The organism is Methanosarcinales archaeon Met12 (assembly GCA_002813105.2).
Classification (GTDB): Archaea; Halobacteriota; UBA148; order UBA148; family JAJOKI01; genus JAJOKI01.
Map to the genome: position 1 here is coordinate 706,382 of CP017966.2, position 25,734 is coordinate 732,115.

The window sequence follows — 25,734 nt, forward strand, 5'->3', positions numbered from 1 at the left end:
ATCAAATACGGGGTATGGTGACTTTTAGTGTGCCTTGGTGTATGAGTTTCCCGACTGTCGTAATAGTTTTATATGAAAGAAAGAGCAACTAATAGAATGATAAAATGCAACCCAAGAAAGCGTTAAATCAAGCTGGTATTTATACGGTTGGGCACAGTAACGTTGAATTTGAAAAGTTTTTGAGCTTATTGAACGGAATCGAGGTTTTGGTGGATGTGAGGAGCGTTCCATTTAGTAAATATACACCTCAGTTTAATATAAAAAACATAAAAATGAAACTTGAAAACGTTGGAATTGAATATGTCTTTATGGAGGATGAATACATGGGAAACGTTCTCGGAGGAGAACCGAGAGATGGAGACTGTTACGAAAATGGAAAAATAATTTATGAAAACGTAATGAAAAAAGGGTGGTATAAAAGGGGTATCTTGGCATTAATTGAGCTTGCGAATAAGAAGGGGACTGTGATAATGTGCAGCGAAGAAGACCCTCATAAGTGTCACAGGCATCACTTGATCACACAGAGTTTATTGAAAGAGGGTATGGATGTTTTTCACATAAGGGGAGATGGAAGCAAGGAGAAAATAGAAAAACCAGAAAAGATAATGGTTCAACTTACACTAATATGAAGATATATGCAATAGGTTTTACCAAAAAGAGTGCAAAGGAATTCTTTGAAGTACTGAAAAGAAACAATATCGAGCAGATAATTGATATAAGGCTCAATAATACATCTCAACTTGCTGGATTCACGAAAAAGGACGATTTAGTGTATTTTTTAAAAGAATTATGTGACATTGATTACTACCATTTTAAGTTCCTTGCACCAACAAAGGAGATCAGAGACCGATATATCAAAAGTAAAGAGTGGGATGTTTATGCTAATGAGTATATCGAACTCCTTGAGAGTAGGAAAGTCATAGATAAGCTCGATAAACCGTTTTTTGAGAGAAGAACGTGTTTTCTTTGCAGTGAGGCATCAGCAGATCATTGCCACAGGAGATTATTGGCAGAATATCTCAAAGAGCATTGGGATGACGTTAAAGTGGTGCATCTATGAAAAAGGAGATAATAATCACCGACTTAAGCAAGATGCACGGAGGTAAAGTTTGCATATTTGGGATTGATGGAGAAGGGAGACCAATAAGACCTGTGATACCATATTCTGGAGTGAAGGAGAGTTATCTTTTTTATGGATGGGGCGGGCAGGTCATAAAACCCTTTGCAAAAATTGAATTTGATTTTCTCCGTCCTTTACCTAAACCACCACATACAGAGGATTGGGAGATAAATACGAGATATAGACCGAGATTGATAGGAGTTCTCTCTGAAGAGGAGAGAGAAAAATTCTTGGAGAGTACATTGGATGGATCGGTTAAGGATATATTTGGAGCGAAAATTCATGAAGGACGATACACAAATCCAGGGGAAGGAAGAAGATCATTGGGAACGATAAAAGTAGTAAATGTCTTGGATGTTAATTATTCGATGAAGGAAGAAAGGAAATACAAATATAGAATAACATTTTCGGATATGAGCGAAGAGATTTACAATTTGCAAGTCACGGATTGTGCGTTTAGGGAGTACTGCGATGCTCAAAGAATTCAAATGGGTAAAAATCCAGGTTCTATTAGCGACGAACTACGATGGAGGTTGAACCAAAGTAATCTCTTCCTCCATATTGGGCTTACGAGACTTTTTAAAGATGTGCACTGGCTACAGGTCTCAGGCTTACATGCTTTTCCAGATTATAGGGAGAAGGATTACGGAAAGCAAGTTAACATGGAATTAGCGTATCAGGCACTACAAAAATACTTTGGTTTCACTTCATTTTTTCTTCTTCAAGAGGAGATTATCAAGGATATTCTGCAAAAAAACGATGTTTTTGCCCTGATGCCAACGGGTGGGGGTAAATCTTTGTGTTATCAATTACCAGCCCTTCTTTTGGACGGTGTAACGATCGTTATTTCACCACTTATCGCCTTAATGAAGGATCAGGTCGATGGTTTGAAAGCAAATGGGATTGCTGCAGCCTATATCAACAGCTCCTTGGGTTTTGATGAAATACAACACATAAAATCGGAATTGCTTGGGGACAGAGTCAGCACTCTTTACGTGGCTCCTGAAAGAATAATGCTACCCAGCTTCTTATCATTTTTACAGCGTTTGAATATCAGTTTGATTGCCGTTGACGAAGCCCACTGCATCTCAGAATGGGGGCATGATTTTAGACCTGAATATCGCCAGTTGAAATTGCTTAAAGAGCATTTTCCTCAAGCTCCTTTAATTGCACTGACAGCAACCGCTATTCCCGAGGTACAAAAGGATATTATAACACAGTTAAGGCTAACCAATTCAAAGATATATAAAGCGAGTTTAAACCGTGAAAATTTATTCTACCAGGTTAAACCAAAAGATAATGCCTATCACCAATTGCTCCAGTATTTAAAGAAACATAAAAAAGATTCAGGGATAATTTATTGTTACAGTCGTAAATCTGCCGATAATCTGGCGAATAAACTTCAAGAAGAGGGTTATCGTGTTTTGCCTTATCATGCTGGACTAGGATCTAACTTAAGGACCGAGACGCAGGATAAATTTATTAAAGACGATGTTGAAATAATTGTGGCAACAATAGCTTTCGGAATGGGGATAGATAAACCCAATATCCGTTTTGTGATCCATTATGATTTACCTAAAAACCTTGAAACTTATTATCAAGAAACTGGCAGGGCTGGAAGAGATGGGCTTAGAAGTGATTGTATTCTCTTTTTTAGTTATGGAGATAAGAGAAAAATAGAATATTTTATCGAGCAAAAAGGAGATGAAACAGAAAAGCGAATTGCATATAAGAAATTGTATGACATGGTTAATTTTTGTGAATGTAGAACATGTCACAGAAAAATTTTATTGGATTATTTCGGTGAAGCGTATCATGAAACAAATTGCGGAAATTGTGATAATTGTCTGGAGCCAAAAGAAACTATTGATGGAACTATTATCGCCCAAAAGATTATATCGTGCGTTTCTCAGGTTAAAGAAAGATTTGGAATAAATTACATCGTTGATATTTTGTATGGCTCAAAAAATCAAAAATTAATTCGTAATCGACACGATATCCTAGGGGCTTACGGCGCTGGAAAAGAATACTCAAAAAAGCAGTGGCAGGCTTTTATTAGGGAACTCGCTCAACTCGGTTATCTGAAATCGGAAGGTGACAAATATCCAATCGTAAAACTGACACCGCAGAGTTGCGATATTTTATCCAAAAAAGAAGGGGTTTTGTTGACCAAGCCGGCAGAAGAGGTTCAGATAGCGCAAAAATATTTCGATGAGGACTTCAATCACGGTTTATTTGAAATTTTAAGAAGTTTGAGGAAGGAACTCGCTGATGCAGAGGATATGCCACCGTATATCATCTTTCACGATTCAAGTTTGAAGGCGATGGCAACCCAGTTCCCGCGAAGTCTATCAGATTTTCGGAAGATCGGCGGCGTTGGTGAAAGCAAATTAGAGAAGTACGGGGAATTATTCGTAAAAGAAATTGTTGATTATTGCGAGAAACGTGAACATATACTATCTTTTCCAGTCAAAGAAGAGGCGTATTCTGATAAATCCAAGGCATATTCCGCAAAGGAAATTCAAAAAATCCATCCGCGAGCGTATGAGCCATGGACAAAAGAGGATGATGAAAAGTTAATTGCCGAGTACAAATCTGGTAAAGCCATAGAGGAACTTATGGAACTATTCGGAAGACAAAGAGGTGGTATTAATTCAAGGCTAAAGAAATTGGGCATACTTTCATAAAAACGACCGCAAGAATGTGTTATTTACAAGTTTTTGGCATCCATACATTTCCAGATTACAGGTTATAAGACGTAGGGCTTCACACACCAAACGGATGCCTCCTGCCTCATGCTGTGCGGGTGGCTGGGGCTTTTAACCAGTACTATATCTTATCTTTTAATTCATTGATAAATTCCTGATATAATTCTCTAATTTGAATACCAAACTCATTTTCAAATCTCTCTTTATTAGATAAGCTCTGCATTTTTATGTTCTTGGGTGTACCTATTCATTTTACACAAATATTTACAAAGCCCAAATATTTAAATATAATATAACTCTAAATGTAATTGGTGAAGATATGGGAACAATTACAGTGAACGTGAAAAACGAAGTCGAGAAGGAGTTTAGAGAGACAGCCAACACCCTCTATGGAAGGAAAAAAGGAGCTCTGGGCAGGGCAATCACCGAGGCGATGCAAAACTGGGTGTATGTGAAAAGGCAGAAAGAGATCGCCAAGAGGGAGTTAAAACTTCTGGATAATGGCTTCAATTTTGGTAAAAAATTATATAGGTCAAGGGACGAGCTATATGAACGATGAGCTTTGTCTGCTTGATACAAACCTGTTAGTGTATGCCTATGATGTCAGCGAAGGGGAGAAGCATCGGATATGTAAAAAATTAGTGGATGCGTGCTGGAGATTAAAAAAGGATTTCGCAATTTCTTTACAAAATCTGTCCGAGTTTTACGTGATCGTTACAGAAAAGATTGAAAACTCTCTGTCTGCGAATATCGCTGGCGAAATCGTGCAGGACATAACCGAATTCCAGGGCTGGAAAAAGATCGATTTTGGCGCCCATACCATTCAAGCCGCGATCAAAATAAGCGCCAAGCATGAGGTTCATTACTGGGATGCGTTGCTCGCAGCGACGATGAGGGAACACCATGTCCATCGCGTCTATACGGAAGATGCTGGATTCAAAAAGATACCATGGCTAACTGCCATAAATCCGATGAAGCAATAAGATTTGGTGTGTTTGGGTTGGTTTTGACATAAGGCGGTTGAACCACGACAAGGTTTTTATGTTCTTGGGTGTACATATTCATGTTACAGGAACGTGGGTATCGCAAGGTGATTGACATGAAGTTCAAGGTCGTAATCAGAGAAGGAGAGGATGGCTGGTACGTAGTTGAGTGCCCATCTTTACCTGGCTGTATTTCGCAAGGAAAAAATAGGAAACAAAGGAATTACACCTATGAAAAGACAAATCCAGATTCTGATGCATCTCCGAGTGATATGAATTTTCAGGTATGACGCGTTGTCGAGTGATCGTAGTAATAATTATTAATCATTGGTCTCTAATTTGAATAACACAATGGAGATGCCCCCACAATTCATTGCAGAGTAAATTAGTTGGTGGTTTTTAGTAAACATATTTAAGAAGGTAAAAAGATATTAAAATGGTGATTGAGAATGATAGAGGCTAAAAAACTTCATCTCCCTGTTCTTGTGGAAAAAGATGAGGATGATCTCTTTGTAGTCGAATGCCCACTTCTTCGGGGATGCTATACTCAAGGTAAAACACTCGACGAGGCATTGAAAAACATACATGAAGTGATTGAGTTATGTCTTGAAGAGCAGAAGGAAGAAATTGTGGAACAGCTTGATGCAATCCAAGAGTTCAGTTACCATGTCGTGTCGGTAGAGATATGAACAGATTGCCCGCTATCTCCGGAGAAAAGGCGATTAAATGCTTTGAAAAGCTGGACTATACAGTCGTGAGGCAAAAAGGAAGCCATATCCGCATGTGGCACAAAATTGACAAAAGCAAGAAGCCATTAACGATTCCAAAACATAAAGTGCTTGGTAAAGGATTATTAAGAAAACTTCTAAGGGATGCTGAAATAGGCGTTGATGAATTTGTCGAGTTGTTATAAGATTAAGTTTTAACCAGGCGCCGTATTCAATATAAGGGCAACTAAAAAACTCCATCAGCCTAAGGATTCTACAGAAGGCTCGAGGGGGTATCTGTCTAAAAGTTGGTGACGTACAAAGCTCGTTTTCATGGCTCAATAAGACAAGGATGGGCGTGGTGGAAATTAATATCTCCTCAAAAGAACTTCGCCATAAATACAAGCAAATAGCACACTATATGAGACTCAGTATCTTAAGCATGGGTATAGTAACTTTGATATTGGTTGGGAGTTGATAGAAAGAGGGTAAGACTATGTATAGAATAATGTTTCAAAATTCAATCTATAAGATGTTCGAGTATGAAAACGAGTCCGATTTTGAGAAACATATAGTCGAACATTCTAAAGAAATCTTTGGTGAAAATTCAGTTTATATAGATGTTAAAAAAAGAATTGGTTTGGACAATATAATTTCAATTCCAGATGGATACTTGATAGATTTTTCATTTTCTCAACACCCACGACTCTATATTTTAGAGAACGAATTAGTAACTCACGATCCCTATAAACATATTGGCGAACAACTTTTGAAATTTGCAATTTCTTATAAGGGAAACGGTCGAAAAATTAAATCTTTTTTACTTGAAGAGATTAACAAAGACAAGGGTACAAAAGAAAAAAATAAATGAAGGTGTCAAGAGGGCAGGGTATCGGAATATAGATGCGTTTCTTGAAGATTTAATTTTTGATAAATCAGTTGGAACAATAGTAATCATTGATCAAATTACTATTGATTTAACGAATGTCTTGAATCAATTGGCAATGAAAACTGATATACTAGAATTTCAGACTTATATCAAAGAAGGGGAGGAAAATAATCATATTCATAAATTTATGCCATTTCAACAAGATATAAGGGATATAAGCGAAGCAGGAAAACCATTAGAACAGTTAGATACCATCGTTGTGCCAGCAAATGAAGATGGGTTCAATGAGACATTTCTTGGTGCGAATTGTTGGTATGCAATTAGAATTTCTAGTTCAATGATTGATAAAATTAAATATATTGCAGGGTATCAAACTGCTCCAATATCCGCAATTACCTATTACGCCGAGGTTGCAAAAATAGAGAAGTATAAAGACACAGAAAAATACATTGTTCATTTTAAGAATAGTGCGAAAAAAATAGGACCTATAAAACTAGTATCTAAAAGTAAAATAAAGGCGCCACAAGCACCTAGATACACAAATTTTGAAAAATTAAGTAGAGCTAAAATATTAGATGAAGTATTTTAGTCTTCAAAAGGATTCCCTGCTTTTCAAAGCATGGTGACGTGACTGGGAGCTTAAAAGTAGGATAGTTGATAATAACAAGGGCAATATAGATTTTGGAATTGGTGCAAGAATGGATAAAAAAGGAGCTAATGAATCATTAAACAAAATTAAACAGTTGTCTAAAGAAGATATTGAAGCACCGGATAAGGTGAGATCAATTTTTGCTCCTTATGTTTATCCACCAAAAAATCTTCTGAAAGAACCTGATAAATTAGATGCCTTAGATTCATATTATGGAGTGATTTCGTTCTATAAATGGCATAAAAGCCCATCTGAACATGGTGCTGAATTCTCTCCTATCTTCTTTTATATAAATGAGCTGAAAAATAAATTCCCAGAAGAGGAAAAAAGATTAGGATTGATATATCGTAAAACTGCGTATCTAAATATTCTACAAATGGAAATTGATTATTTATCAAAGAGATTCGATTGGGATAAAGGTGAGGAATTCAAAGAATTCTTTTTAGCACGATTTGAAAATTTCACCACCACTTTGGTTGAATTAATCATGATTTCAATTAATTTATACGAACGGATAGGATTTAAACAAAATAATATTAGCGTTAAAAACTTTAAAGACATTTTGCCTTTCCTTACAAATCCTAAAAATAATCTGCCTTCTTACTACCAATCGATTAATGATTCTGTCGATTTATCTCTTTATGTTTGTATAAGAAACTGTCTTGTCCATAATCCTGACAAAATAGAATATGTTCATAATAATCAGAATCCGATTCTGCAAATTAGGGATATCCCCTCCGACAAAAGATATGGTATTTTTGATGAATATATCAAAAACGAATTTGAGTATTATATCAAACAATTAAAAGGCAAAAGACCTCAAAAATCTTTTCAAAAATATATTGACGGTAGATTCCCGTACATCCAATTTGAATTTTGGATAAATAAGAAATCTAACGTTGATGTAAAGAAAACAAAAATTGGATTCAAAATGGGCATAGTTGAATTGAGTGAGAAGATGTTAAATGATTTATTCGTCTTACAAAGAGATATGCTTAAAATCATTAATGAATCAAAAAGTATTAGGAGAAGGTCGAACTAAATATCATCTAAAAGGACGATTACATAGGACGATTACCTCAAAAACCGCTCTAATGTAGCGACCTTTTCATGATATTCATTTAACAGGGCACGCCCGTTCGCGGTGAGCTCGGTCTTGCCACCTTTTTTACCGCCGCGCGCCGAGCGTACGACATCCTCGCCCCATGCCTTGTTAACCCTCTGGATGATGCCCCACGCATGCCTGTATGACATTTCAAGTTTTTCTGCAGCTTTAAGGATTGAACGTTCTTCATCTATTGCTTCTAATAATCTTGCGCGACCTTCACCTAATAAGGGCCATCCATCCCTCTCCAACCATACTTTCGCCTTTAATTTCATAAATTTCATCTCCTGAGTATGATCTTCAATTCGTTTGCATCGGCAGTGCCCTTCAATGAGGATAATATGCCATTGATCACGTTTGCGATAAGCTCCCTGGTGAAGTGACCGAGCGGAATCCCCTCCCCATCTGCCTCGACCATCACGTTGAGTTGCGAAAAAGAGGGGCAGTCTGTGAGATTTTTCTCGCCATCATAAATGAGCTCTGCCATCTTCGCGCATTCCAGACCGCATTTCCCGCAGTTGAGCCCTGGCATTTGCTTGTTAATCTTTTCTGCACCGATCGTTCGCTTTATATACTGCAGAACTTCTCCCAAGTCGCCGTCATATCTAAAAACCGTATTTGGTTTTTCCTCGATATCGCCGACCGCGATTTTTGGCATATCCTCATCCTTATATCCCTCGACGAGGATCAAATCTGGATTTAGGCTCTTCTGGATGATTTCGATTATTCTTTCAAGCTCCATCCCGCTTTTAACTATAAATGCCGTTTCAGCAGGTGAACTGGCTACTACAGCACTCGCTCCAGCATGGGCATGCAGCCATGTATCCTTGTTTTCAGCATCCACGGTGAAATCTTCGTGCGGAATGTGTTTTATCGTGACTATGTCGTACCCTTCAGAAGTCAGCCTTTGCGTCAACTCCGTTATCAGGACAGTTTTTCCCGTTTTTGAATACCCATATACGCCGAGAATCATCGCGATCGCCTTTACAATAGTATCACATCGACTTCCTCGCCCTTCTCGACGAGGTCCACATTAGCAGGGATATCTACATATCCATCGGCATCCGCCATGCTGGTTATCGTGCCGGACTCCTTGAAGACGGAGTGAGCGATGTCGCCCTCTAACCTCACGGTCAAGAATTGGCTTCGCCCCAACGATGAGACGATGCGTTTTGCCATCTTCGCCCGTATGATGATGTCTATCTTCTTTGGCAAGCGCGCTAGCGACCTAACCGCAGGCAGCAGAAATCGATAGCCATTGCTCATACAGGCAGTGGGATATCCTGGCATCCCAAATACCGCTTTATTTTCGATTACGCCAAATAGGCTTGGCTTGCCTGGCTTAATCTGAACGCCGTGAAATAGCACCTCGCCCAGCTCCCGGATAATATCACACAATATATCCCGCTCCCCGACCGAACTCCCGCCAGAAAAAGCGACCAAATCGTGTTGTCTTACCGCGCGCTCCATCGCTGACTTAATATCTTCATATATATCAGGAATTATTTCGAACCTAATTGGAATGCCCCCGTTTTCGTTTACAATCGCCGAGAGCGTGTATGAATTGATGTCATATACCTGCCCCTCTTTTAAATCATCACCGAGATTCGCAATTTCATCTCCTGTGGGGATTATTGCCACATTCGGCCTCTCATAAACGCGAACTTTTTGCATCCCAATCGCTGATAATACGCCTATCCTGCTTGGATTCAGCAGTTCTCCGGCACACAGAACCGTACTGCCTGCGGAAATATCCTCTCCCTGCCCGGAAGTGTTCGCCCTGGGATGAAGCGGCTTGAATACTTTTATCTCTGCATCATCTTCCTCGGTATTCTCCATCATGACTACCGCATCGGCACCTTGCGGCATTTTGCAGCCTGTTGCGATTTGAATGCACTTGCCGGACCTTACCGTCTTTTCGCTGACCTCTCCCGCCTCTATCACATCGATTAATTTCAACTTCTTTGGGCTGGATTGTCCTGCGCCATATATGTCCTCTGCTATAACAGCATAGCCATCCATGGTAGCACGGTCAAACGGCGGGACATCCATGTTGGCGATTATATCTTCTGATAGCACACGCCCAACGGCGCTGTCGATGGCAATTTCTTCCGTCCGCTCGATTGGATTGACCGTGTTTTTCACGATATCAAGCGCCACCTCTAATGGAATCAGTGATTTAAAAGGCCGCATGCTCATCTATTTGCCTCCCAGACCATATGCCCGAGCACTGGTATGACCAATTTTTTCATGCCCAGAGCTACGGCATTTTTTGACCCTGGCAGGCAGATTATTACTTTGCCCTTTGCGATGCCAGCCAACGCACGGCTCATCATCGCTACACTCCCCACCTCTTCATAACCGAGGAATCGAAAAATCTCGCCAAAGCCATCTAATTTTTTATCAAACAATCCCGATAGCGCCTCGATGGTAACGTCGCGGTGGCATATCCCAGTGCCGCCGTTTGTGATGATTACCTGCACATCAGGATTGTCTATCAATCTGGACGCCACTTTCCTGATGGTTTCAAGCTCATCTTTTAGAATGGTGTATCCAACCACGATGTGGCCATGTTCTTGCAATAGGTCTTTTATCAGCTTCCCTGATTCGTCGGTTTCCTCTGTCCTCGTGTCACTGAGGGTCAATACCACACACCGCACATTTTCCAGTGCATGACATTTGTGGTCGTTGACGCCCATTTACCCTTTCACCTTTTCCAAGATTTCTATATTTGTTATTCTGGTCGAAGGGTACTGTCCGTCCTCATCCTTTTCCAGATATTTAACCATGTCCCAGATAGTCAGCAATGCGATGGTCACGCCCGTAATGGCCTCCATTTCGACGCCTGTTTTGTAATCTGCCTGGACCTGACAGTAGCAAATGATTCTGTCCTCTTCAATCTCGTAGTCAAAACTCACGCTTGTTAATGGAATTGGGTGGCAGAGTGGAATTATCTCCGAAGTCTTCTTGACGGCCATGATGCCGCCTACTTCTGCCGTCGCAAGAACGTTTCCCTTCTTGATTTTGCCCTTTTGTATGAGGTCGACCGTATCTCTCTTGAGCAGTATTTCCCCTCTTGCTCTTGCGCTCCTTTTTACAACGTCCTTGGCGCCTATGTCAATCATTCTCGTTTGCAAGAACACCACCTTCCACCCAGTATTCACCATCGGTCGTGAACTCCTTCTTCCAGATTGGCACGACCTTTTTCAACTCGTCTATGAGGAACTCACACGCCGCAAACGCGTCCTTGCGATGCTCTGCGCTGACCGTAATGAGCACGATATTATCCAAAATGTCAAGAGTGCCAATTCGGTGTACCATCGTCACATCCTTGATATCGAAGCGCTGCATTGCAGTGTTTTTTAGTTCATTCATCCTCTCCAGTGCTACGTCCCTATATGCCTCAAAGTAGAGTTTCTCAACGGTTTTCCCTTTTGAGCGCACCCTTACTGTGCCAAGAAAAAGAACAAGCGCACCTGCGTCCTTATTTTTCATCTTCAATATGATGTCCTCAATTTTGAAATCGCCCTCTATAATGTCGATCATAGTTTCACGCCCAGAATGGTTCTCGCAGCAAGATAGCTTTTTTAAACATCTCGGTCAACTCCTCATCCGATGCGCCATTTCTAATCGGCTCAATTATATCAACCAAATTATCGCCCCTCAACAGGCACGGCTTCAGTTTTCCATCAGAAGTTACCCGCATCCGTGTGCAATTTTTACAGAACGTGGTGTTGTGCATCGGCCTTACGATTTCCACTTCGCTGATGCCGCCGCCATTCTCGATGAAATATTTGCATCGGTGGTGCAGCTCGCGCTCTTGAACTCGTAATCCTCTCCTCCGAATCCAGCCCTCAATGAGCGTGAAATCATGGTGATATCTCTTATATATTTCATTACTTATGTCGCTTGTCTCAAGCTCTATCAACTGTAAAATTATATCATCGTTATCGGCAATAAAGTGAATCATATCTTCGATGTCTGAATCGTTGATGCCCTTCATGACGACCATGTTCAGCTTAACGGGCGTCAAATCGTTAGCTACCGCTGCTTCAATCCCAGCAATTGCCTGCGGCAGAGCATCCGTCTTGGTGATCATTTTGTACTTCTGGGAGTCCATCGTATCAAGGCTAATGTTGACCCTTTTTAGCCCTGCATCTTTGAGCTCTGCACAATATTGGTCCAGCAACGTGCCATTGGTGGTCAACGATATGTCGTGTATGTGATTCGACGCACGCTGAATGATGTCACAGACATCCTCCCTGAGAAGCGGTTCCCCGCCGGTCAGCTTTAGCTTTGTCATTCCGAGCTTTGCGCTGATTTCTATGATTTTCTCGATTTCGGGAGGGGAAATCTCTCCGTCTGTGGCATCTTGCCCCTCTTTGTGGCAGTAAAAGCACTTCAGGTTGCATCGCTGTGTGACTGATATGCGCAGACTGTTGATATTCCTGCCAAAGTTATCCTGCATACTTATAGGATATGTTAGTTCAAGCATAACGATTAAACCTTTCTATGGGGAGTGTTTTCTGGAAGTAATCCTCACTATCAATAGACTGACCTCATAGAAGAGCACCATCGGGACCCCAATCATCAGTTGGGTTATCACGTCTGGCGGAGTTATGATAGCCGCGATGATGAAAATGAGGACGATTGCATGTTTTCGATGTCGAACCAATGTCGGATAATCTACAATGCCTGCGCGCACCAGCAGGGATAGTGCCAGTGGCATTTGAAATGACAGACTGGATATGATGACCATCATTGCCGCAAAGGAGATGAATTCATGTATTGAATACGTTGCTATAGCACCAGCCCTGATAGCCTCGAAATATAAAAACTGCAACAACACGGGCAACATGATAACATATGCATATGCTGCACCGGCTAAAAACAAACAAATAGAGGACGTCGCCACAAGTATCCAGGAATACCTCCCCATGCCGAATAAACTCACCGAGCTTATCCTTCCTTTTAGCGCTTTATTTACATAGTATAAGACCAGCGGCAGCGCTGCAAGCATGCCAAACAAAATAGATAACTTCAACTGGAGCATTACCACCTCGAGAGGGTGAAGGAATACCAGTTCTGCCTCTCCTGGAAGAAGATCGGTCCTGATTCGATGAAGTATGTCCCCCATAAAAGGGAATATTCCGAACGTACCAATGGCTATGGTGGCCCCTATGTATACCATTTTTTTCCGTAATTTTACCAGAACTACGTTAAAGGACATTTTCCTCCATCTATTCTTAATAAAGTGCGTTACCTTATTAGAACTATCGGGCAGTTTATTAATTAAGTTTAAGGAGTGATAAGACCTTATTGGGAGTGGTATGTGATGAACAAGACCAGCAACGCGAGATACAGCACGCCCCCATGTGATAAAGAACAGCCGCTGATGGAACACATAGCCGAATTGCGATATAGATTGCTCGTAATCCTGGCAGGGGTGTCCATCATAACCGCAATAGTATTTCCATTTTCCTCTCTGCTGCTTAATATGATATGGAGCCACCTGGTCCCACCCGGCGTTGAGATGGTGGTCTACGGGCCATGGGAAATCATCACGGTGAGAATTACGCTCTCCCTCGTCTGCGCCCTCGTGTTTGGCATCCCGCTGCTCATGTACGAACTACTGGCATTCGCGAATCCTGGCTTGTTCCCTGGCGAGAGGCGTTTTTTCCTTATCGTCGTACCGTTTTCGCTGATTTTGTTCATAATTGGGGGGCTGCTGGCCTACTTCATAGTACTGCCGCTTTTATTTAAATACCTGATACTTTTCTCCGGCGATGTCGCAGTCGCACAACTATCGATCAGGAGAACGTTCTCGGTTGTGACGACGATGCTTGTTGGAATGGGATTGGTATTCCAGACACCTTTATTGATAACTCTCGCTGTGAAGATGGGACTGGTAAAATATAAAACGCTGAAGGAGAATCGCTTATGGATATATCTCGGGCTTTTGGCCTTTGCAACGTTCATATCACCGGATCCAACCGCCATCTCACAATTAATAGTGGCATCTATGCTGGTGGTATTATTTGAGGTCAGTTTATTAATAGCGCGATTTCTATAAAGAAGGGATGTGAACAAAGATGATTTCGATTAACGGATTATCAAAGGTCTTCGGCGGCAACGTTGCCTTAAGGGAGATAAATCTCGAATTAAAAAGAGGTGAGTTTATAGCGCTCTTCGGTCCCAACGGCGCTGGCAAGACGACGCTCATCAAAATCATGTCGACGTTAATCAGCCCAACGTCAGGCACCATCACGATAGATGGCTATGATATAAAAGAGGCGCCCATTGAAGTGCGCAAAAGGATTGGCGTCATTTCGCACGAGACATATCTATATGATGATTTGACAGCACGCGAAAATCTACAGTTTTACGGCAAGATGTACCAGGTAGATGACTTGGATGGGCGCATATCCAAAGTGACATCAGATGTCGGCCTGTCAAGAAGATTGGATGATATGGTCAGAACATTTTCCAGGGGCATGAAACAACGCCTTTCTATCACAAGGGCAATTCTGCATGACCCCCCTATATTACTCCTCGACGAGCCTTATACTGGATTGGACCCGCACGCCGCCATGACCTTTGACGGAATCTTAAAACGGTTGAACCTTTTGGACAAGACAGTGATGATGACTACGCATATGATAAACCAGGGGCTGGAGATGGGCGATAGGGTGGCGATATTGAACATGGGAGAGCTAACCTGTGATATGCAAAAGAACCAAATTCGTGATGAAGCGCACTTCAAATCCATTTACGAGCAGTGTGTAGGGGTGGAATTATGAGGCATTGTCTGAACATAGCCAGGAAGGACCTCAAAACCGAGTTCAGAACGAAACAGATGCTGAATTCGATGTTGCTCTTCGCATTGCTGGCGGTCGTGATATTCAGCTTTGCATTTGGCCCATTTCCCGAGAACGTCGACCAGCTGGCACCAGGCATACTATGGGTTGCGTTCACCTTCGCCGGAATGCTTGGACTATCACGGTCTTTCGCATCTGAAAAAGAGAACGGATGCCTTGATGGACTGAAGCTCTGCCCGGTGGATAGAAGCGATATCTACGTGGGGAAGGCGATATCAAATATGATACTGATGCTCATAATGGTGATGGTTACCGTGCCAGTATTCATGGTGCTCTTCGATTACAGCATTCCCAATCCATTAGGGCTGATGTTCGTCATCGTACTCGGAACATTGGGATTCGTGTTTGTGGGGACATTGCTCTCCGCGTTGACAGTAAATGTGCGAGCGAGAGAATTACTCCTTCCAGTCATACTTTTCCCGGTCATATTGCCAGTGATTATCTCTGCCGTCCTTGCCACCGGTAAGGTACTGGGCGGCATAAATGACATATGGGCGGAAGTGAGGATATTGAGTACTTATGGTGCAATATTTTTTATAGTATCGCTGCTTATATTTGAATATGTCATCGAGGACTGATGAAACGGTCAAAAAGGCTCTCCCCTGGGTAACCCTTGTGATAATGGTCATTGCAATATATTTGGTATTCTCTCCTGCTTCTGCGATATACGGTCCTGGTGGTGTGCCCCTCGGTGATAGTTTCAGGATATTTTATTTCCATGTGCCATTGGCATGGATTGCATACCTGGCCTTCTTCGTCACGGCGGCTTCAAGTTTCATGTATCTGCGGACCAGAGCGCTAAAATGGGACGCCTTTGCATCGTCATCAGCAGAGATTGGAGTCATATTTTGCGGCCTGGTCCTGATAACGGGCCCAATCTGGGCGAAAGACGCATGGGGCGTCTGGTGGGCATGGGACCCACAACTGACGACCGCTCTAATCCTGTGGCTATCATATGCCGCATATTTGATGGTGCGGTCTGCCGTCCCCGAGCAGGAGAGAAGGGCACGACTTGCAGCGGTATTTGGGATCGTCGCCTTCATAGGAGTGCCACTCAGCCATCTATCGGTGAGAATCTGGGCAACTCTCCACCCAGCCGTGGTTAGGGGTGGTCAGATCGAGGGATATCCTGTGTACGTGTTGTTGTTCAACATACTGGCGTTCACGCTGCTCTATGCATACCTGTTTTCAACTAAAGTGGACATCGAGAGGATGAGTGAAGAAGTTCGGCAGGGCTTATCCTGATTACGAGTGAGATAGAGACCGAACGGCGTGGTTAAAGTAGCCTATGAAAGTTGAAAACCAATGATGTTTTGCGGTCAATGTGATGGTCAAACTAAGTTGCTAGTAAGGGTGGATGATAGAGGACAATATGATAGACTATCTAGAGCATATACAGAATATGGAAAAGTCGTGTGAGGATTTTAAGGAAGATACACTACAAAATTTTTTTAAAGGAGGTCTCGGTTTAGATTCACCTATAGCGTACAATGCGTATTTTTGCTTTACTCCAAGATACCGACAACGTTTTGATGTAATCAAAAAGGTCGTGGAAATCAGTGATATATTCGGAATTAAAAGGTTGGAAGCAAATAAAGAAGTACTCCGAGTCCATATTAGCTTTCTAGGAGATCCAGAACATGCTACAAAAAAGAATTTTAAAGATTCTATAGACCTCATTAAAGATATTTTTAGCAAAGCTAAAGATGAAATAGAGGAAAAAATTTCTCTTCTAGCTGCCGTTGAAAAAGAAAGATTGAACGAGGCAATACATTGTTTCTTAGAGCGTTGCTATTATTCAACAGTAGCTATGTCGGTATCTGCAATTGAGTTTAGACTTTTAAACCTACTGAAATCTGTAAAACCAGATTCAAAATTAGAAGGCTTAACGTTGGGACAACTTATAGGAGAATATCAGGAAAATAAGGAAAAATATGGTAATATTATACCTAAGGAACACAGACCACTTATAGAATTGTGTAATGTATATAGGATATTCTCGGTTCATCCAAAAAAAGAAAAAATAAATAGACAAACCGCTGTTTCAGTTTTAAACTTGGCATTTAAGTTCCTCTTAGACGAGAGGACTAAAAAGTAAAATTATCATAATTCCTCATTTGGCAACACCCTCTTGCTATCTAATAAATTAAATGTGATCGTAGCGAACATTTTCTTGTTAGCGTCGTGACTCTCTCTCATCAGCTCATCATACCATTTTTCATGGTGATGTTTTACGTAATCAAGTGATACTTTTGTCGTCAACAGCGCCCTTCAAGTGACAGCAGTTACAGAGTCTATTATGTGAATTATGATAAGCGGTATCAGAAGAACAGTTGCTATGCCGTGAAGCACGCTGGCCATAAAGATCACGTTGTGCGCATAGCCAAGCGGCGTTATGATGGCGAGGAGCTCGACCTTAAATAACTTTATGAAGCCAGTGACGATGACCATGGCAAATAGTATAACGAATGCGTAGGTCTGGAGTGCTAGGTCATACTCATCTCTCTTTAGGGGATACTTGGCCGACACCATGGCCAGAATATTTTTGATGCTGGGGCCCTCTCCGATGTAGTCTGCCTTCGGCGTAAATATCGAGTCCTGGTCCTTTAGCACACATATCATATGGTAGACTGCCGCGCCAACGATACCTGCTGCGCCAACATAGTGAAGGATTATCATTGTGGGATCATTCAAATATCCTGCAAATTTACCGGCAAGACCTGGAATGAATCCATAGGCTCCCCCGGCAAAAAGTAGAAACAGTCCAGTGATCGTACATAAAAACGTGCCTATCGCGAGTATAAAATGCTGCCATGGAACCGCCATGCTGAATAATTTATATTGTTTTCCCTCAATACCTATCTTTGACGCCATTTAGTTTGATCACTTATGTAAACTTCTTACTTCCACTGCCAAGTATGGCACTCTGCACACCCTACTACGGTTTCTATGTGCAAGCTCATCCTGGTAGCGGTTACACCATGACAGATGGCACAGTCCTCAGGAGTTTCTTGATGAGCAATTGGGATGTGGCATGCGGTGCAGTCGTCACCTACCGTCGCGTGACCGTCTATCATATCAAGATGGCATATGGTACAATCTCCGGTGTCGATTGGCACCACTCCTGCCATAGCGAATGGCAGATAGACCATAAGAACGGTCAAAAATGCTCCAATAACAATTGTTATGCTCGCTTTTTTTGACACAGTCTTTCTTCCTCTCCCCCCACTTTAGGTCATATCTATATCCTCAAGTTATGACCACCAACGTGACATGTCAGGCAGTCCGTGAACACAGTGCCATGAGGTAGACCATGACATGCGGCATCATTACAGGATAATGTGTGGTTCGGAGATGGTGGGTGTTCTGGGTGGCATGATACGCACGCAACTCTCGCGTGCCCCGCACCACGTGTCGCTATGATATCGGCCGGTTCAACATGACAAGATGCACACCACTTATCGGGTATGGGTAACACATATACGACGGGTATTTCATCGTGCCCGTGTGGATGACATCTCAGACACTCTATATTTGTCAATCCGGGATAGTGTCCTGAAATAACAGAATGGCAGACCATACAGGCAAGCGTCGCTTCGGCTTCATGCTCCGGATGACAGGCCGAGCACGCTACATAGTCGTGTTTAGATGGGTGTTGATATACCACTGCTGCGACATCGTAATGACATGCCGCACATGCCTCATCTGTCATCGCCTCCATGTTAAGTCGCAGTATGGCATGGGGATCGTAATGGCATAACGTGCAGTTCAAAAGCAGTGGGTCAACTCCATGGAAAACGTCATGACATGCGGCATCATCACAGGATATTGTGTGGTCTAAGGCCGGAGGATGTGCTGGATGACAGGCTGTACACCTCATTCTGCCATGAAAGCCCCCCTCAGCTTGGAGGGCATCATACTCTGCCCTATGGCAGAAACCACATTGTGCATCTGTGAATCCTACTACTGGCTCTGCTACTGGTGGCTCAAATTCTATGCATCCACTAATGCTTGCAAGAATAACAATAATCGCCATCATTGAAATGGGTATGACTTTTGAAACCATTTAAACCACTTATATTTCCTTAGTTCTGGCTATCTGGCTATACGTCTTAATTAATTACATAATCTCACATATATAAGTCTTTTTCGGTATGATATTAGGCTCTTCGGTAATTAACGAGGGATGAGGTGATTAAAATAATTTTTGCTCTGTAACCTTTTAATAGGGGGGGGTCAACAAACTCTTGTCCATGTTCAAACAGAAAGATTTATTTAGTTGATTTGTTTAGCATATATACAGGTATATATGCCATGGCGCTGGAAGAAATAAATCTAATATGGCTTGAAGGTCTGGACTGTGCTGGTTGTACCATTTCTATCAAACAGGCAAGCAATCCAACGCTAATCGATATCGTAACGGGAGCTATTCCGGGGCTTGGAGGGCTGAAGCTCGTTTTCAATCCAACCCTCATGTTCGAGTGGGGAGAAGATGCATCAAAGGTTCTCGTTGACGCAATGGAAGGAAAGTATGACCCATTTGTATTGATTCTTGAAGGAGCGATTCCCGACGAGGCGAGGGCAAAACCCGGCGTTTACTGCGCTATTGGTGAGTACAATCATAAACTTCTCCTGCTTGACGAAGTCGTAGACGGCTTGTCGAAGAAATGTGCTGCAGCCGTAGCCATTGGGACATGTGCATCTTATGGCGGCATACCCAGTGGTAAGCCCAATCCAACAGGTGCGAGGGGACTCCTGGACTACTTGGGAAAAAAGTGGAAGGGAGGGCTGGGCCTTCCTGTCATCTGTGTACCTGGCTGCCCACCCAGACCTGATAACATCGTACAGGTCCTAGGTCACGCTGTCTTGGCTGCGAGAGGATTAGCACCACTTCCAGAGCTTGATGAACATCATCGACCCACTTATTTATATGGTGACACTGCTCATGAAAACTGTTCAATATGCGGCTTCTTCTCAGGGGGTGTTGCTGGCCATGGCTTTGGAGAGAGAGGCTGCCTCGGTCTCGTCGGTTGTAAAGGTCTCATCACTCATTGTAACGCCTCAGCGACGTGGATGGACGGATATGGAGGTTGCACAGAAACGGGCTCTCCATGCATTGGATGTGCCGACCCTAACTTCCCCGACCCGCCAACGTCGCCATTCTTCGGTGACGCTCCTCCGATAGCATACCTCAAGGACTTCTCACGCGGTTTGAGGACTCAAGTGAAGCTTGCCATCGCGGCTGCTAAAAGGAGGAAGATATGATGAAGGAAGGAAAGGCTATACAGGAAATAACAATTGAACCCGTAACGAGAATTGAGGGACATCTCGGCGTTCACGTGAAGGTGGACACTAACACAAGAAAAATTACCGATGCATATGCATACAGCCCGATGTTCAGGGGTTTTGAAATCATTCTCGTTGGAAGGGAACCATCTGAAGCAGTCATGATCACGCAGCGGGTTTGTGGTGTTTGCCCTGTTCCTCATGCTCTCGCTTCAGTCATAGCTGTTGACCAGGTATATGGGGCATCTCCACCACCCATGGGCATTGTTCTCAGAAATTTGGTCCATGGTGCAGAGCAGTTATACGATGCAGAGGTGGGCGTTATCAACCTCGAAGGGCCTGATTACAGCGAGGTTGCTATAAAGAAGTTTAACCCTGATTGGTGGAAAGAAGCGCAAAAGACAAAGGCATCGGGATCCGATGTTCATGGCTTTGGGACAATCGCCGAGATCATGACCGCACTTAATCCACTAGCGGGTGAGCTTTACCTGAGGTCTCTTCTCGTCCAAAAGGCAGGGCACAACATGGCCGCAATCTTCGGTGCAAAGCACCCGCATGTCCAAACCTTCGTTCCTGGAGGGGTTGCTAAGGCAAATCTTTCGCCATCAGACATTGAATCCTATCTCACGCTTCTCATGAGGCATGTGGCCTTCACAAAGGAACTGGTTACAGCTACTGACGATTTACTCGATTTCGTTCTCGAGCAAGGGTATGAGGACGTAGGTGCGAGAGAGGCAAACCTCGGCTCTGCAGGCGCCTATGACGATCCAGAGGCGTATTCTGCCGAGTATGGCGAGATGACTGACTGGGGTCGCAAGAGGATGTTATCCCCAGGAGTTATCCTCGACGGCAAACTCGTCACCACAGACCTTGTTGAGTTCAATGTCGGAGTGCGTGAGCATATCGGGAGTAGTTGGTATTCGAGTGAGTGGAAGCAAGAAATCGAAACCGACCCGTTAGGCAACAAAATAGCCCTTGAACACCCATGGAACAAGCGCACGATTCCAAAGCCCGGCGAATTAGGAAAATTTGATTCTGCATACTCCTGGTGCACCTCGCCGAGATGGCGGCACTGGAAGGGGGATGGCGAGGACCACAACATCGAACTTGGACCACTAGCGAGGATGTGGGTGACCACAAAGGCAAAACTCGTTCCTGAATCCACGGGCAAGAGCCTCAAGTTTGAACTACCCGCAGCCGTCATCCCAGGTTTCAAGTACGCAGAAAAGATGGAATTTGAGTGGAAGATTCCAGAGAAGCCAAACACTGTGGAGAGGATTAGAGCCAGAGCATATTATCACGCATACTCTGCGTCTTGCGTGCTGAAGATGGTAATGAAATCTTTAGAACTCCTGAAGGCTGGCAAGGTGGCGGTATGGACGCCATACAAAAAGCCCAGAGAAGGCATAGGTTTTGGTGCGACTGAAGCTATGCGTGGTGCCTGTCTGCACTGGTGCGTGATGAAGAAAGGGGTCATTCACAACTATCAATTTCACGCACCAACAACATGGAACGCATCACCCAGAGACCCTGAAGGCAATCCTGGGCCCTATGAAGAAGCCCTCCTCCAGACGCCGATCACCGAAGCTGGCAAGCCTGAAGAATGGAAAGGCGTCGATGTCGTTAGAGTTATAAGAAGCTTTGATCCGTGCGTGGGATGTGCAGTTGCTGTCCATATGGGTAAGCGAATAGTTAAACACGAGTTACTTCCGTTCGCGGTACCGCTGTAACTCCTTCAAAATGAGTTCAACCGCCCTATGGACAGCGGTCTCAACCTCCTGGCTTAATACTTCACCCAGTGTAACTTCCACAACTTCGCAGCCAATAACGACAATCGTAGAAGGTAGAGTGCCAATTGCCTTAGCGAAGAGGAGGAGCTCTTCTAACTTGGCTTCATGAATACTGAGGGGAAGTGAACTCCTCGCATCTTCAGGCTTTAGTTTTTCTATCTGTCCGGCCCCAATTTCTATTCGATAAATCGTCCCTGGTTTTCCTCCTTTCTTGACAGCATCAACAAAGATGACAAACTTATAGTCATCAAGGTCTGGTGCAAGTGTCACGCCACAGAGTCCAACATCTCTAACCTCGACGTCCTCGGGCAGGTCCCTCGTCGTTAGCGCCTCGACGACCCTTGGACCGAAACCATCGTCTCCCATATACTTGTTCCCAATGCCTGCCACGAGGATTTTCTGCATCTTTACTCCCCCCTACAGATAAGTCTAAATCCCTACAAATCCCGTTGTTCCAGCAAAAAGTCAAACAACTTCCTATATATTTGTCATCAAGCTCGGGATTTTCATGTTTTACGTCAAAAAGGGCAAATTATCCGGCTTTTCTATTTCCTTCTTTTACCGGCACTGCGTCGACTCTCTCTCATCAGCTCATCATACCATTTTTCATGGTGATGTTTTACGTAATCAAGTGATACTTTTGTCGTCAACAGCGCCCTTCAAGTGACAGCAGTTACAGAGTCTATTATGTGAATTATGATAAGCGGTATCAGAAGAACAGTTGCTATGCCGTGAAGCACGCTGGCCATAAAGATCACGTTGTGCGCATAGCCAAGCGGCGTTATGATGGCGAGGAGCTCGACCTTAAATAACTTTATGAAGCCAGTGACGATGACCATGGCAAATAGTATAACGAATGCGTAGGTCTGGAGTGCTAGGTCATACTCATCTCTCTTTAGGGGATACTTGGCCGACACCATGGCCAGAATATTTTTGATGCTGGGGCCCTCTCCGATGTAGTCTGCCTTCGGCGTAAATATCGAGTCCTGGTCCTTTAGCACACATATCATATGGTAGACTGCCGCGCCAACGATACCTGCTGCGCCAACATAGTGAAGGATTATCATTGTGGGATCATTCAAATATCCTGCAAATTTACCGGCAAGACCTGGAATGAATCCATAGGCTCCCCCGGCAAAAAGTAGAAACAGTCCAGTGATCGTACATAAAAACGTGCCTATCGCGAGTATAAAATGCTGCCATGGAACCGCCATGCTGAATAATTTATATTGTTTTCCCTCAATACCTATCTTTGACGCCATTTAGTTTGATCACTTATGTAAACTTCTTACTTCCACTGCCAAGTATGGCACTCTGCACACCCTACTACGGTTTCTATGTGCAAGCTCATCCTGGTAGCGGTTACACCATGACAGATGGCACAGTCCTCAGGAGTTTCTTGATGAGCAATTGGGATGTGGCATGCGGTGCAGTCGTCACCTACCGTCGCGTGACCGTCTATCATATCAAGATGGCATATGGTACAATCTCCGGTGTCGATTGGCACCACTCCTGCCATAGCGAATGGCAGATAGACCATAAGAACGGTCAAAAATGCTCCAATAACAATTGTTATGCTCGCTTTTTTTGACACAGTCTTTCTTCCTCTCCCCCCACTTTAGGTCATATCTATATCCTCAAGTTATGACCACCAACGTGACATGTCAGGCAGTCCGTGAACACAGTGCCATGAGGTAGACCATGACATGCGGCATCATTACAGGATAATGTGTGGTTCGGAGATGGTGGGTGTTCTGGGTGGCATGATACGCACGCAACTCTCGCGTGCCCCGCACCACGTGTCGCTATGATATCGGCCGGTTCAACATGACAAGATGCACACCACTTATCGGGTATGGGTAACACATATACGACGGGTATTTCATCGTGCCCGTGTGGATGACATCTCAGACACTCTATATTTGTCAATCCGGGATAGTGTCCTGAAATAACAGAATGGCAGACCATACAGGCAAGCGTCGCTTCGGCTTCATGCTCCGGATGACAGGCCGAGCACGCTACATAGTCGTGTTTAGATGGGTGTTGATATACCACTGCTGCGACATCGTAATGACATGCCGCACATGCCTCATCTGTCATCGCCTCCATGTTAAGTCGCAGTATGGCATGGGGATCGTAATGGCATAACGTGCAGTTCAAAAGCAGTGGGTCAACTCCATGGAAAACGTCATGACATGCGGCATCATCACAGGATATTGTGTGGTCTAAGGCCGGAGGATGTGCTGGATGACAGGCTGTACACCTCATTCTGCCATGAAAGCCCCCCTCAGCTTGGAGGGCATCATACTCTGCCCTATGGCAGAAACCACATTGTGCATCTGTGAATCCTACTACTGGCTCTGCTACTGGTGGCTCAAATTCTATGCATCCACTAATGCTTGCAAGAATAACAATAATCGCCATCATTGAAATGAGTATGACTTTTGAAACCATTTAAATCACTTATATCCCCTTGTCCTTGCTATACATCCTAATTAGTTATATAATTTCACTTATAAGTCTTTTTTGGTATGATATCATTATGCTCTTATTTTACTATGGAATCTCAACAGCCTCCGAAACTCCTGCCTCTGCGAACGTAGTCATCTCTTTCAATATCTTTGTGCTCGCCTCCACAATGCTTATTCCAAATGCGGCACCCGTCCCCTCCCCTAACCGCATGCGTAGATTGAGAAGGGGGCATAGACTCATTCTCTCCAACATGACTTTGTGACCGTTTTCTACTGAACAATGAGAGGCAATTATATACTGGTTGGCTAAAGGAGCGAGCTCTGTGGCGATGAGAGCACCAGCAGTAGAAATAAATCCGTCTATCACCACCGGTATCCTATGGGCTGCTGCACCCAAGACCACGCCAGCCAACCCACCAATCTCAAAACCCCCAACTTTTGCCAGGACATCTAATGGGTCATTTTTGTCTGGAGAGTTAATTTCAAGCGCCTTTTTAATTGCCCTTATCTTAGCCTCAAGTGCAGTGTCGTCAATTCCTGTGCCCCTGCCTGTAACTCTTTCAACTTTTTCCCCTGTGATGGCAGCCACGATTGCACTGGACGGAGTCGTGTTTCCAATGCCCATGTCCCCTGTTCCCACGATGTCCAGACCTCTTTTCAGTTCATCTTCAAAGACCTCTATCCCGGCTTCAATCGACCTCACCGCTTGTTCGCTACTCATAGCCGGACCCTTAGTCATGTTTTTCGTTCCATAATCTACTTTTTTATTCACTATATTTTGATGCTCCACCTCAGCAGCCACACCCATATCGACAACTACAACTCGAGCACCAACATGCCGGCCTAAAACGTTTATACCTGCTCCGCCCCTAATGAAATTATAAACCATCTGAGGAGTTACTTCCTGGGGAAACAGACTCACCCCCTCTTCTACAACTCCATGATCGCCTGCCATCGTTATGATAACTTTATCGCGTATTTCTGGCATGGGATTTCCCGTAATGCCTGCCACTTTGATCGATAGGTCCTCCAGTATTCCCAGACTTTCCTTGGGTTTGGTCAATATATCCTGCCTTTCCTTAGCAAGCTTCATTGCATTTTTATCCAGCAGTTCTATTTGAGCAATTATCTCTCTGATTTTCTGCATT

35 protein-coding genes are annotated in these 25,734 nt (G+C 43.5%); 18 read left to right on the forward strand and 17 right to left on the reverse strand.

The window, feature by feature from the left end; translation table 11 throughout:
- Positions 1 to 104 precede the first annotated feature (104 nt).
- The 11 genes from BME93_04495 to BME93_04545 all read left to right on the forward strand — a co-directional run bounded on the left by BME93_04495 (position 105) and on the right by BME93_04545 (position 8,098).
- Positions 105 to 629: a DUF488 domain-containing protein gene (locus tag BME93_04495; protein ATZ61345.2), complete on the forward strand. Its 525-nt coding sequence runs from the start codon at positions 105 to 107 to the stop codon at positions 627 to 629.
- Positions 626 to 1,060, forward strand: a complete 435-nt coding sequence (locus tag BME93_04500; protein ATZ61346.2) for a DUF488 domain-containing protein — start codon at positions 626 to 628, stop codon at positions 1,058 to 1,060. Before BME93_04495 ends, BME93_04500 begins: the two co-directional genes overlap by 4 nt.
- Entirely contained in the window at positions 1,057 to 3,807 is a 2,751-nt protein-coding gene (gene recQ, locus BME93_04505; protein ID ATZ61347.2) for a DNA helicase RecQ, read from the forward strand. Before BME93_04500 ends, recQ begins: the two co-directional genes overlap by 4 nt.
- A 340-nt stretch (positions 3,808 to 4,147) precedes the next feature.
- The gene (locus BME93_04510; protein ATZ61348.2) at positions 4,148 to 4,387 is read left to right on the forward strand and encodes a hypothetical protein; all 240 of its coding nucleotides are present in this window, start codon (positions 4,148 to 4,150) and stop codon (positions 4,385 to 4,387) included.
- Positions 4,377 to 4,811 (forward strand): PIN domain-containing protein, encoded by a 435-nt coding sequence (locus BME93_04515; GenBank protein ATZ61349.2) that lies wholly within the window; start codon positions 4,377 to 4,379, stop codon positions 4,809 to 4,811. The genes BME93_04510 and BME93_04515 overlap by 11 nt, the downstream gene beginning before the upstream one ends.
- An 80-nt stretch (positions 4,812 to 4,891) precedes the next feature.
- A complete protein-coding gene (locus BME93_04520) occupies positions 4,892 to 5,101 on the forward strand; it encodes a type II toxin-antitoxin system HicB family antitoxin (GenBank protein ATZ61806.2) in 210 nt (69 codons plus the stop codon).
- Positions 5,102 to 5,260: 159 nt separating this feature from the next.
- Positions 5,261 to 5,500, forward strand: a complete 240-nt coding sequence (locus BME93_04525) for a type II toxin-antitoxin system HicB family antitoxin (GenBank protein ATZ61350.2) — start codon at positions 5,261 to 5,263, stop codon at positions 5,498 to 5,500.
- Positions 5,497 to 5,724, forward strand: a complete 228-nt coding sequence (locus BME93_04530; protein ID ATZ61351.2) for a type II toxin-antitoxin system HicA family toxin — start codon at positions 5,497 to 5,499, stop codon at positions 5,722 to 5,724. Before BME93_04525 ends, BME93_04530 begins: the two co-directional genes overlap by 4 nt.
- Before the next feature lie 290 nt (positions 5,725 to 6,014).
- Positions 6,015 to 6,389: a hypothetical protein gene (locus tag BME93_04535; protein ID ATZ61352.2), complete on the forward strand. Its 375-nt coding sequence runs from the start codon at positions 6,015 to 6,017 to the stop codon at positions 6,387 to 6,389.
- Positions 6,343 to 6,996 carry a hypothetical protein gene (locus tag BME93_04540; protein ID ATZ61353.2) on the forward strand — a complete coding sequence of 218 codons (654 nt, stop codon included), beginning with the start codon at positions 6,343 to 6,345 and terminating at the stop codon, positions 6,994 to 6,996. Before BME93_04535 ends, BME93_04540 begins: the two co-directional genes overlap by 47 nt.
- Before the next feature lie 109 nt (positions 6,997 to 7,105).
- Positions 7,106 to 8,098, forward strand: a complete 993-nt coding sequence (locus BME93_04545; protein ATZ61354.2) for a hypothetical protein — start codon at positions 7,106 to 7,108, stop codon at positions 8,096 to 8,098.
- Positions 8,099 to 8,130: 32 nt separating this feature from the next.
- On the opposite strand, the gene BME93_04550 is transcribed toward BME93_04545, so the two are convergent.
- Genes BME93_04550 through BME93_04585 form a run of 8 tightly spaced genes read right to left on the reverse strand, consistent with a single transcriptional unit; the run spans position 8,131 to position 13,391 of the window.
- Complete coding sequence (locus BME93_04550; GenBank protein ATZ61355.2) at positions 8,131 to 8,436, reverse strand: LysR family transcriptional regulator; 306 nt, start codon at positions 8,434 to 8,436, stop codon at positions 8,131 to 8,133.
- A 5-nt stretch (positions 8,437 to 8,441) separates the two neighbouring features.
- A complete protein-coding gene (gene mobB, locus BME93_04555; protein ID ATZ61356.2) occupies positions 8,442 to 9,134 on the reverse strand; it encodes a molybdopterin-guanine dinucleotide biosynthesis protein B in 693 nt (230 codons plus the stop codon).
- Positions 9,135 to 9,145: 11 nt separating this feature from the next.
- Complete coding sequence (locus BME93_04560; GenBank protein ID ATZ61357.2) at positions 9,146 to 10,360, reverse strand: molybdopterin-binding protein; 1,215 nt, start codon at positions 10,358 to 10,360, stop codon at positions 9,146 to 9,148.
- On the reverse strand, positions 10,357 to 10,860 hold the full coding sequence (locus BME93_04565; GenBank protein ATZ61807.2) for a MogA/MoaB family molybdenum cofactor biosynthesis protein: 504 nt from the start codon (positions 10,858 to 10,860) through the stop codon (positions 10,357 to 10,359). The genes BME93_04560 and BME93_04565 overlap by 4 nt, the downstream gene beginning before the upstream one ends.
- Positions 10,861 to 11,286 (reverse strand): cyclic pyranopterin monophosphate synthase MoaC, encoded by a 426-nt coding sequence (gene moaC / locus BME93_04570; GenBank protein ATZ61358.2) that lies wholly within the window; start codon positions 11,284 to 11,286, stop codon positions 10,861 to 10,863.
- Positions 11,279 to 11,707 (reverse strand): molybdenum cofactor biosynthesis protein MoaE, encoded by a 429-nt coding sequence (locus BME93_04575; protein ID ATZ61359.2) that lies wholly within the window; start codon positions 11,705 to 11,707, stop codon positions 11,279 to 11,281. Before BME93_04575 ends, moaC begins: the two co-directional genes overlap by 8 nt.
- A gap of 4 nt (positions 11,708 to 11,711) precedes the next feature.
- Positions 11,712 to 12,656, reverse strand: coding sequence for a GTP 3',8-cyclase MoaA (gene moaA / locus BME93_04580; protein ID ATZ61360.2), 945 nt, complete (start codon positions 12,654 to 12,656; stop codon positions 11,712 to 11,714).
- Between the two features lie 15 nt (positions 12,657 to 12,671).
- Positions 12,672 to 13,391 (reverse strand): twin-arginine translocase subunit TatC, encoded by a 720-nt coding sequence (locus tag BME93_04585; protein ATZ61361.2) that lies wholly within the window; start codon positions 13,389 to 13,391, stop codon positions 12,672 to 12,674.
- Positions 13,392 to 13,496: 105 nt separating this feature from the next.
- Here BME93_04585 and tatC point away from each other — a divergent pair, with 105 nt between their 5' ends.
- The 5 genes from tatC (at position 13,497) to BME93_04610 (ending at position 17,137) form a co-directional block, all read left to right on the forward strand.
- Complete coding sequence (gene tatC, locus BME93_04590) at positions 13,497 to 14,234, forward strand: twin-arginine translocase subunit TatC (GenBank protein ID ATZ61362.2); 738 nt, start codon at positions 13,497 to 13,499, stop codon at positions 14,232 to 14,234.
- 19 nt (positions 14,235 to 14,253) lie between these two features.
- Positions 14,254 to 14,961, forward strand: coding sequence for an ABC transporter ATP-binding protein (locus BME93_04595; GenBank protein ATZ61363.2), 708 nt, complete (start codon positions 14,254 to 14,256; stop codon positions 14,959 to 14,961).
- Positions 14,958 to 15,617 carry a heme exporter protein CcmB gene (locus BME93_04600; protein ATZ61364.2) on the forward strand — a complete coding sequence of 220 codons (660 nt, stop codon included), beginning with the start codon at positions 14,958 to 14,960 and terminating at the stop codon, positions 15,615 to 15,617. Before BME93_04595 ends, BME93_04600 begins: the two co-directional genes overlap by 4 nt.
- Positions 15,601 to 16,284 carry a cytochrome c biogenesis protein CcsA gene (ccsA, locus tag BME93_04605; GenBank protein ATZ61365.2) on the forward strand — a complete coding sequence of 228 codons (684 nt, stop codon included), beginning with the start codon at positions 15,601 to 15,603 and terminating at the stop codon, positions 16,282 to 16,284. The genes BME93_04600 and ccsA overlap by 17 nt, the downstream gene beginning before the upstream one ends.
- A gap of 127 nt (positions 16,285 to 16,411) precedes the next feature.
- Positions 16,412 to 17,137 carry a hypothetical protein gene (locus BME93_04610; GenBank protein ID ATZ61366.2) on the forward strand — a complete coding sequence of 242 codons (726 nt, stop codon included), beginning with the start codon at positions 16,412 to 16,414 and terminating at the stop codon, positions 17,135 to 17,137.
- 5 nt (positions 17,138 to 17,142) lie between these two features.
- Here the strand turns inward: BME93_04610 and BME93_04615 are convergent, their stop codons facing one another.
- The 4 genes from BME93_04615 to BME93_04630 are packed head-to-tail and all read right to left on the reverse strand — an operon-like array spanning position 17,143 to position 19,078.
- Positions 17,143 to 17,301, reverse strand: coding sequence for a hypothetical protein (locus BME93_04615; GenBank protein ID ATZ61367.2), 159 nt, complete (start codon positions 17,299 to 17,301; stop codon positions 17,143 to 17,145).
- 9 nt (positions 17,302 to 17,310) lie between these two features.
- On the reverse strand, positions 17,311 to 17,913 hold the full coding sequence (locus tag BME93_04620) for a hypothetical protein (GenBank protein ID ATZ61368.2): 603 nt from the start codon (positions 17,911 to 17,913) through the stop codon (positions 17,311 to 17,313).
- 26 nt (positions 17,914 to 17,939) lie between these two features.
- Positions 17,940 to 18,245 carry a hypothetical protein gene (locus tag BME93_04625; GenBank protein ID ATZ61369.2) on the reverse strand — a complete coding sequence of 102 codons (306 nt, stop codon included), beginning with the start codon at positions 18,243 to 18,245 and terminating at the stop codon, positions 17,940 to 17,942.
- Positions 18,246 to 18,280: 35 nt separating this feature from the next.
- Positions 18,281 to 19,078, reverse strand: a complete 798-nt coding sequence (locus BME93_04630) for a hypothetical protein (GenBank protein ID ATZ61370.2) — start codon at positions 19,076 to 19,078, stop codon at positions 18,281 to 18,283.
- Positions 19,079 to 19,323: 245 nt separating this feature from the next.
- On the opposite strand from BME93_04630, the gene BME93_04635 reads away from it, so the two are divergent.
- Both BME93_04635 and BME93_04640 read left to right on the forward strand, forming a co-directional pair.
- Positions 19,324 to 20,304, forward strand: a complete 981-nt coding sequence (locus BME93_04635; GenBank protein ID ATZ61371.2) for a hypothetical protein — start codon at positions 19,324 to 19,326, stop codon at positions 20,302 to 20,304.
- On the forward strand, positions 20,301 to 22,055 hold the full coding sequence (locus BME93_04640) for a nickel-dependent hydrogenase large subunit (GenBank protein ID ATZ61372.2): 1,755 nt from the start codon (positions 20,301 to 20,303) through the stop codon (positions 22,053 to 22,055). Before BME93_04635 ends, BME93_04640 begins: the two co-directional genes overlap by 4 nt.
- On the opposite strand, the gene BME93_04645 is transcribed toward BME93_04640, so the two are convergent.
- From BME93_04645 to cobT, 5 genes are all read right to left on the reverse strand, one after another.
- Positions 22,029 to 22,520, reverse strand: coding sequence for a hydrogenase maturation protease (locus BME93_04645; protein ID ATZ61373.2), 492 nt, complete (start codon positions 22,518 to 22,520; stop codon positions 22,029 to 22,031). The two genes, BME93_04640 and BME93_04645, sit on opposite strands and share 27 nt — an antisense overlap.
- A gap of 254 nt (positions 22,521 to 22,774) precedes the next feature.
- Positions 22,775 to 23,377: a hypothetical protein gene (locus BME93_04650; protein WRQ72882.1), complete on the reverse strand. Its 603-nt coding sequence runs from the start codon at positions 23,375 to 23,377 to the stop codon at positions 22,775 to 22,777.
- A 26-nt stretch (positions 23,378 to 23,403) separates the two neighbouring features.
- Positions 23,404 to 23,709: a hypothetical protein gene (locus tag BME93_04655; protein ID ATZ61374.2), complete on the reverse strand. Its 306-nt coding sequence runs from the start codon at positions 23,707 to 23,709 to the stop codon at positions 23,404 to 23,406.
- Positions 23,710 to 23,744: 35 nt separating this feature from the next.
- On the reverse strand, positions 23,745 to 24,542 hold the full coding sequence (locus BME93_04660; protein ID ATZ61375.2) for a hypothetical protein: 798 nt from the start codon (positions 24,540 to 24,542) through the stop codon (positions 23,745 to 23,747).
- Between the two features lie 129 nt (positions 24,543 to 24,671).
- Positions 24,672 to 25,733 (reverse strand): nicotinate-nucleotide--dimethylbenzimidazole phosphoribosyltransferase, encoded by a 1,062-nt coding sequence (cobT, locus tag BME93_04665; GenBank protein ID ATZ61376.2) that lies wholly within the window; start codon positions 25,731 to 25,733, stop codon positions 24,672 to 24,674.
- Position 25,734 lies beyond the last annotated feature (1 nt).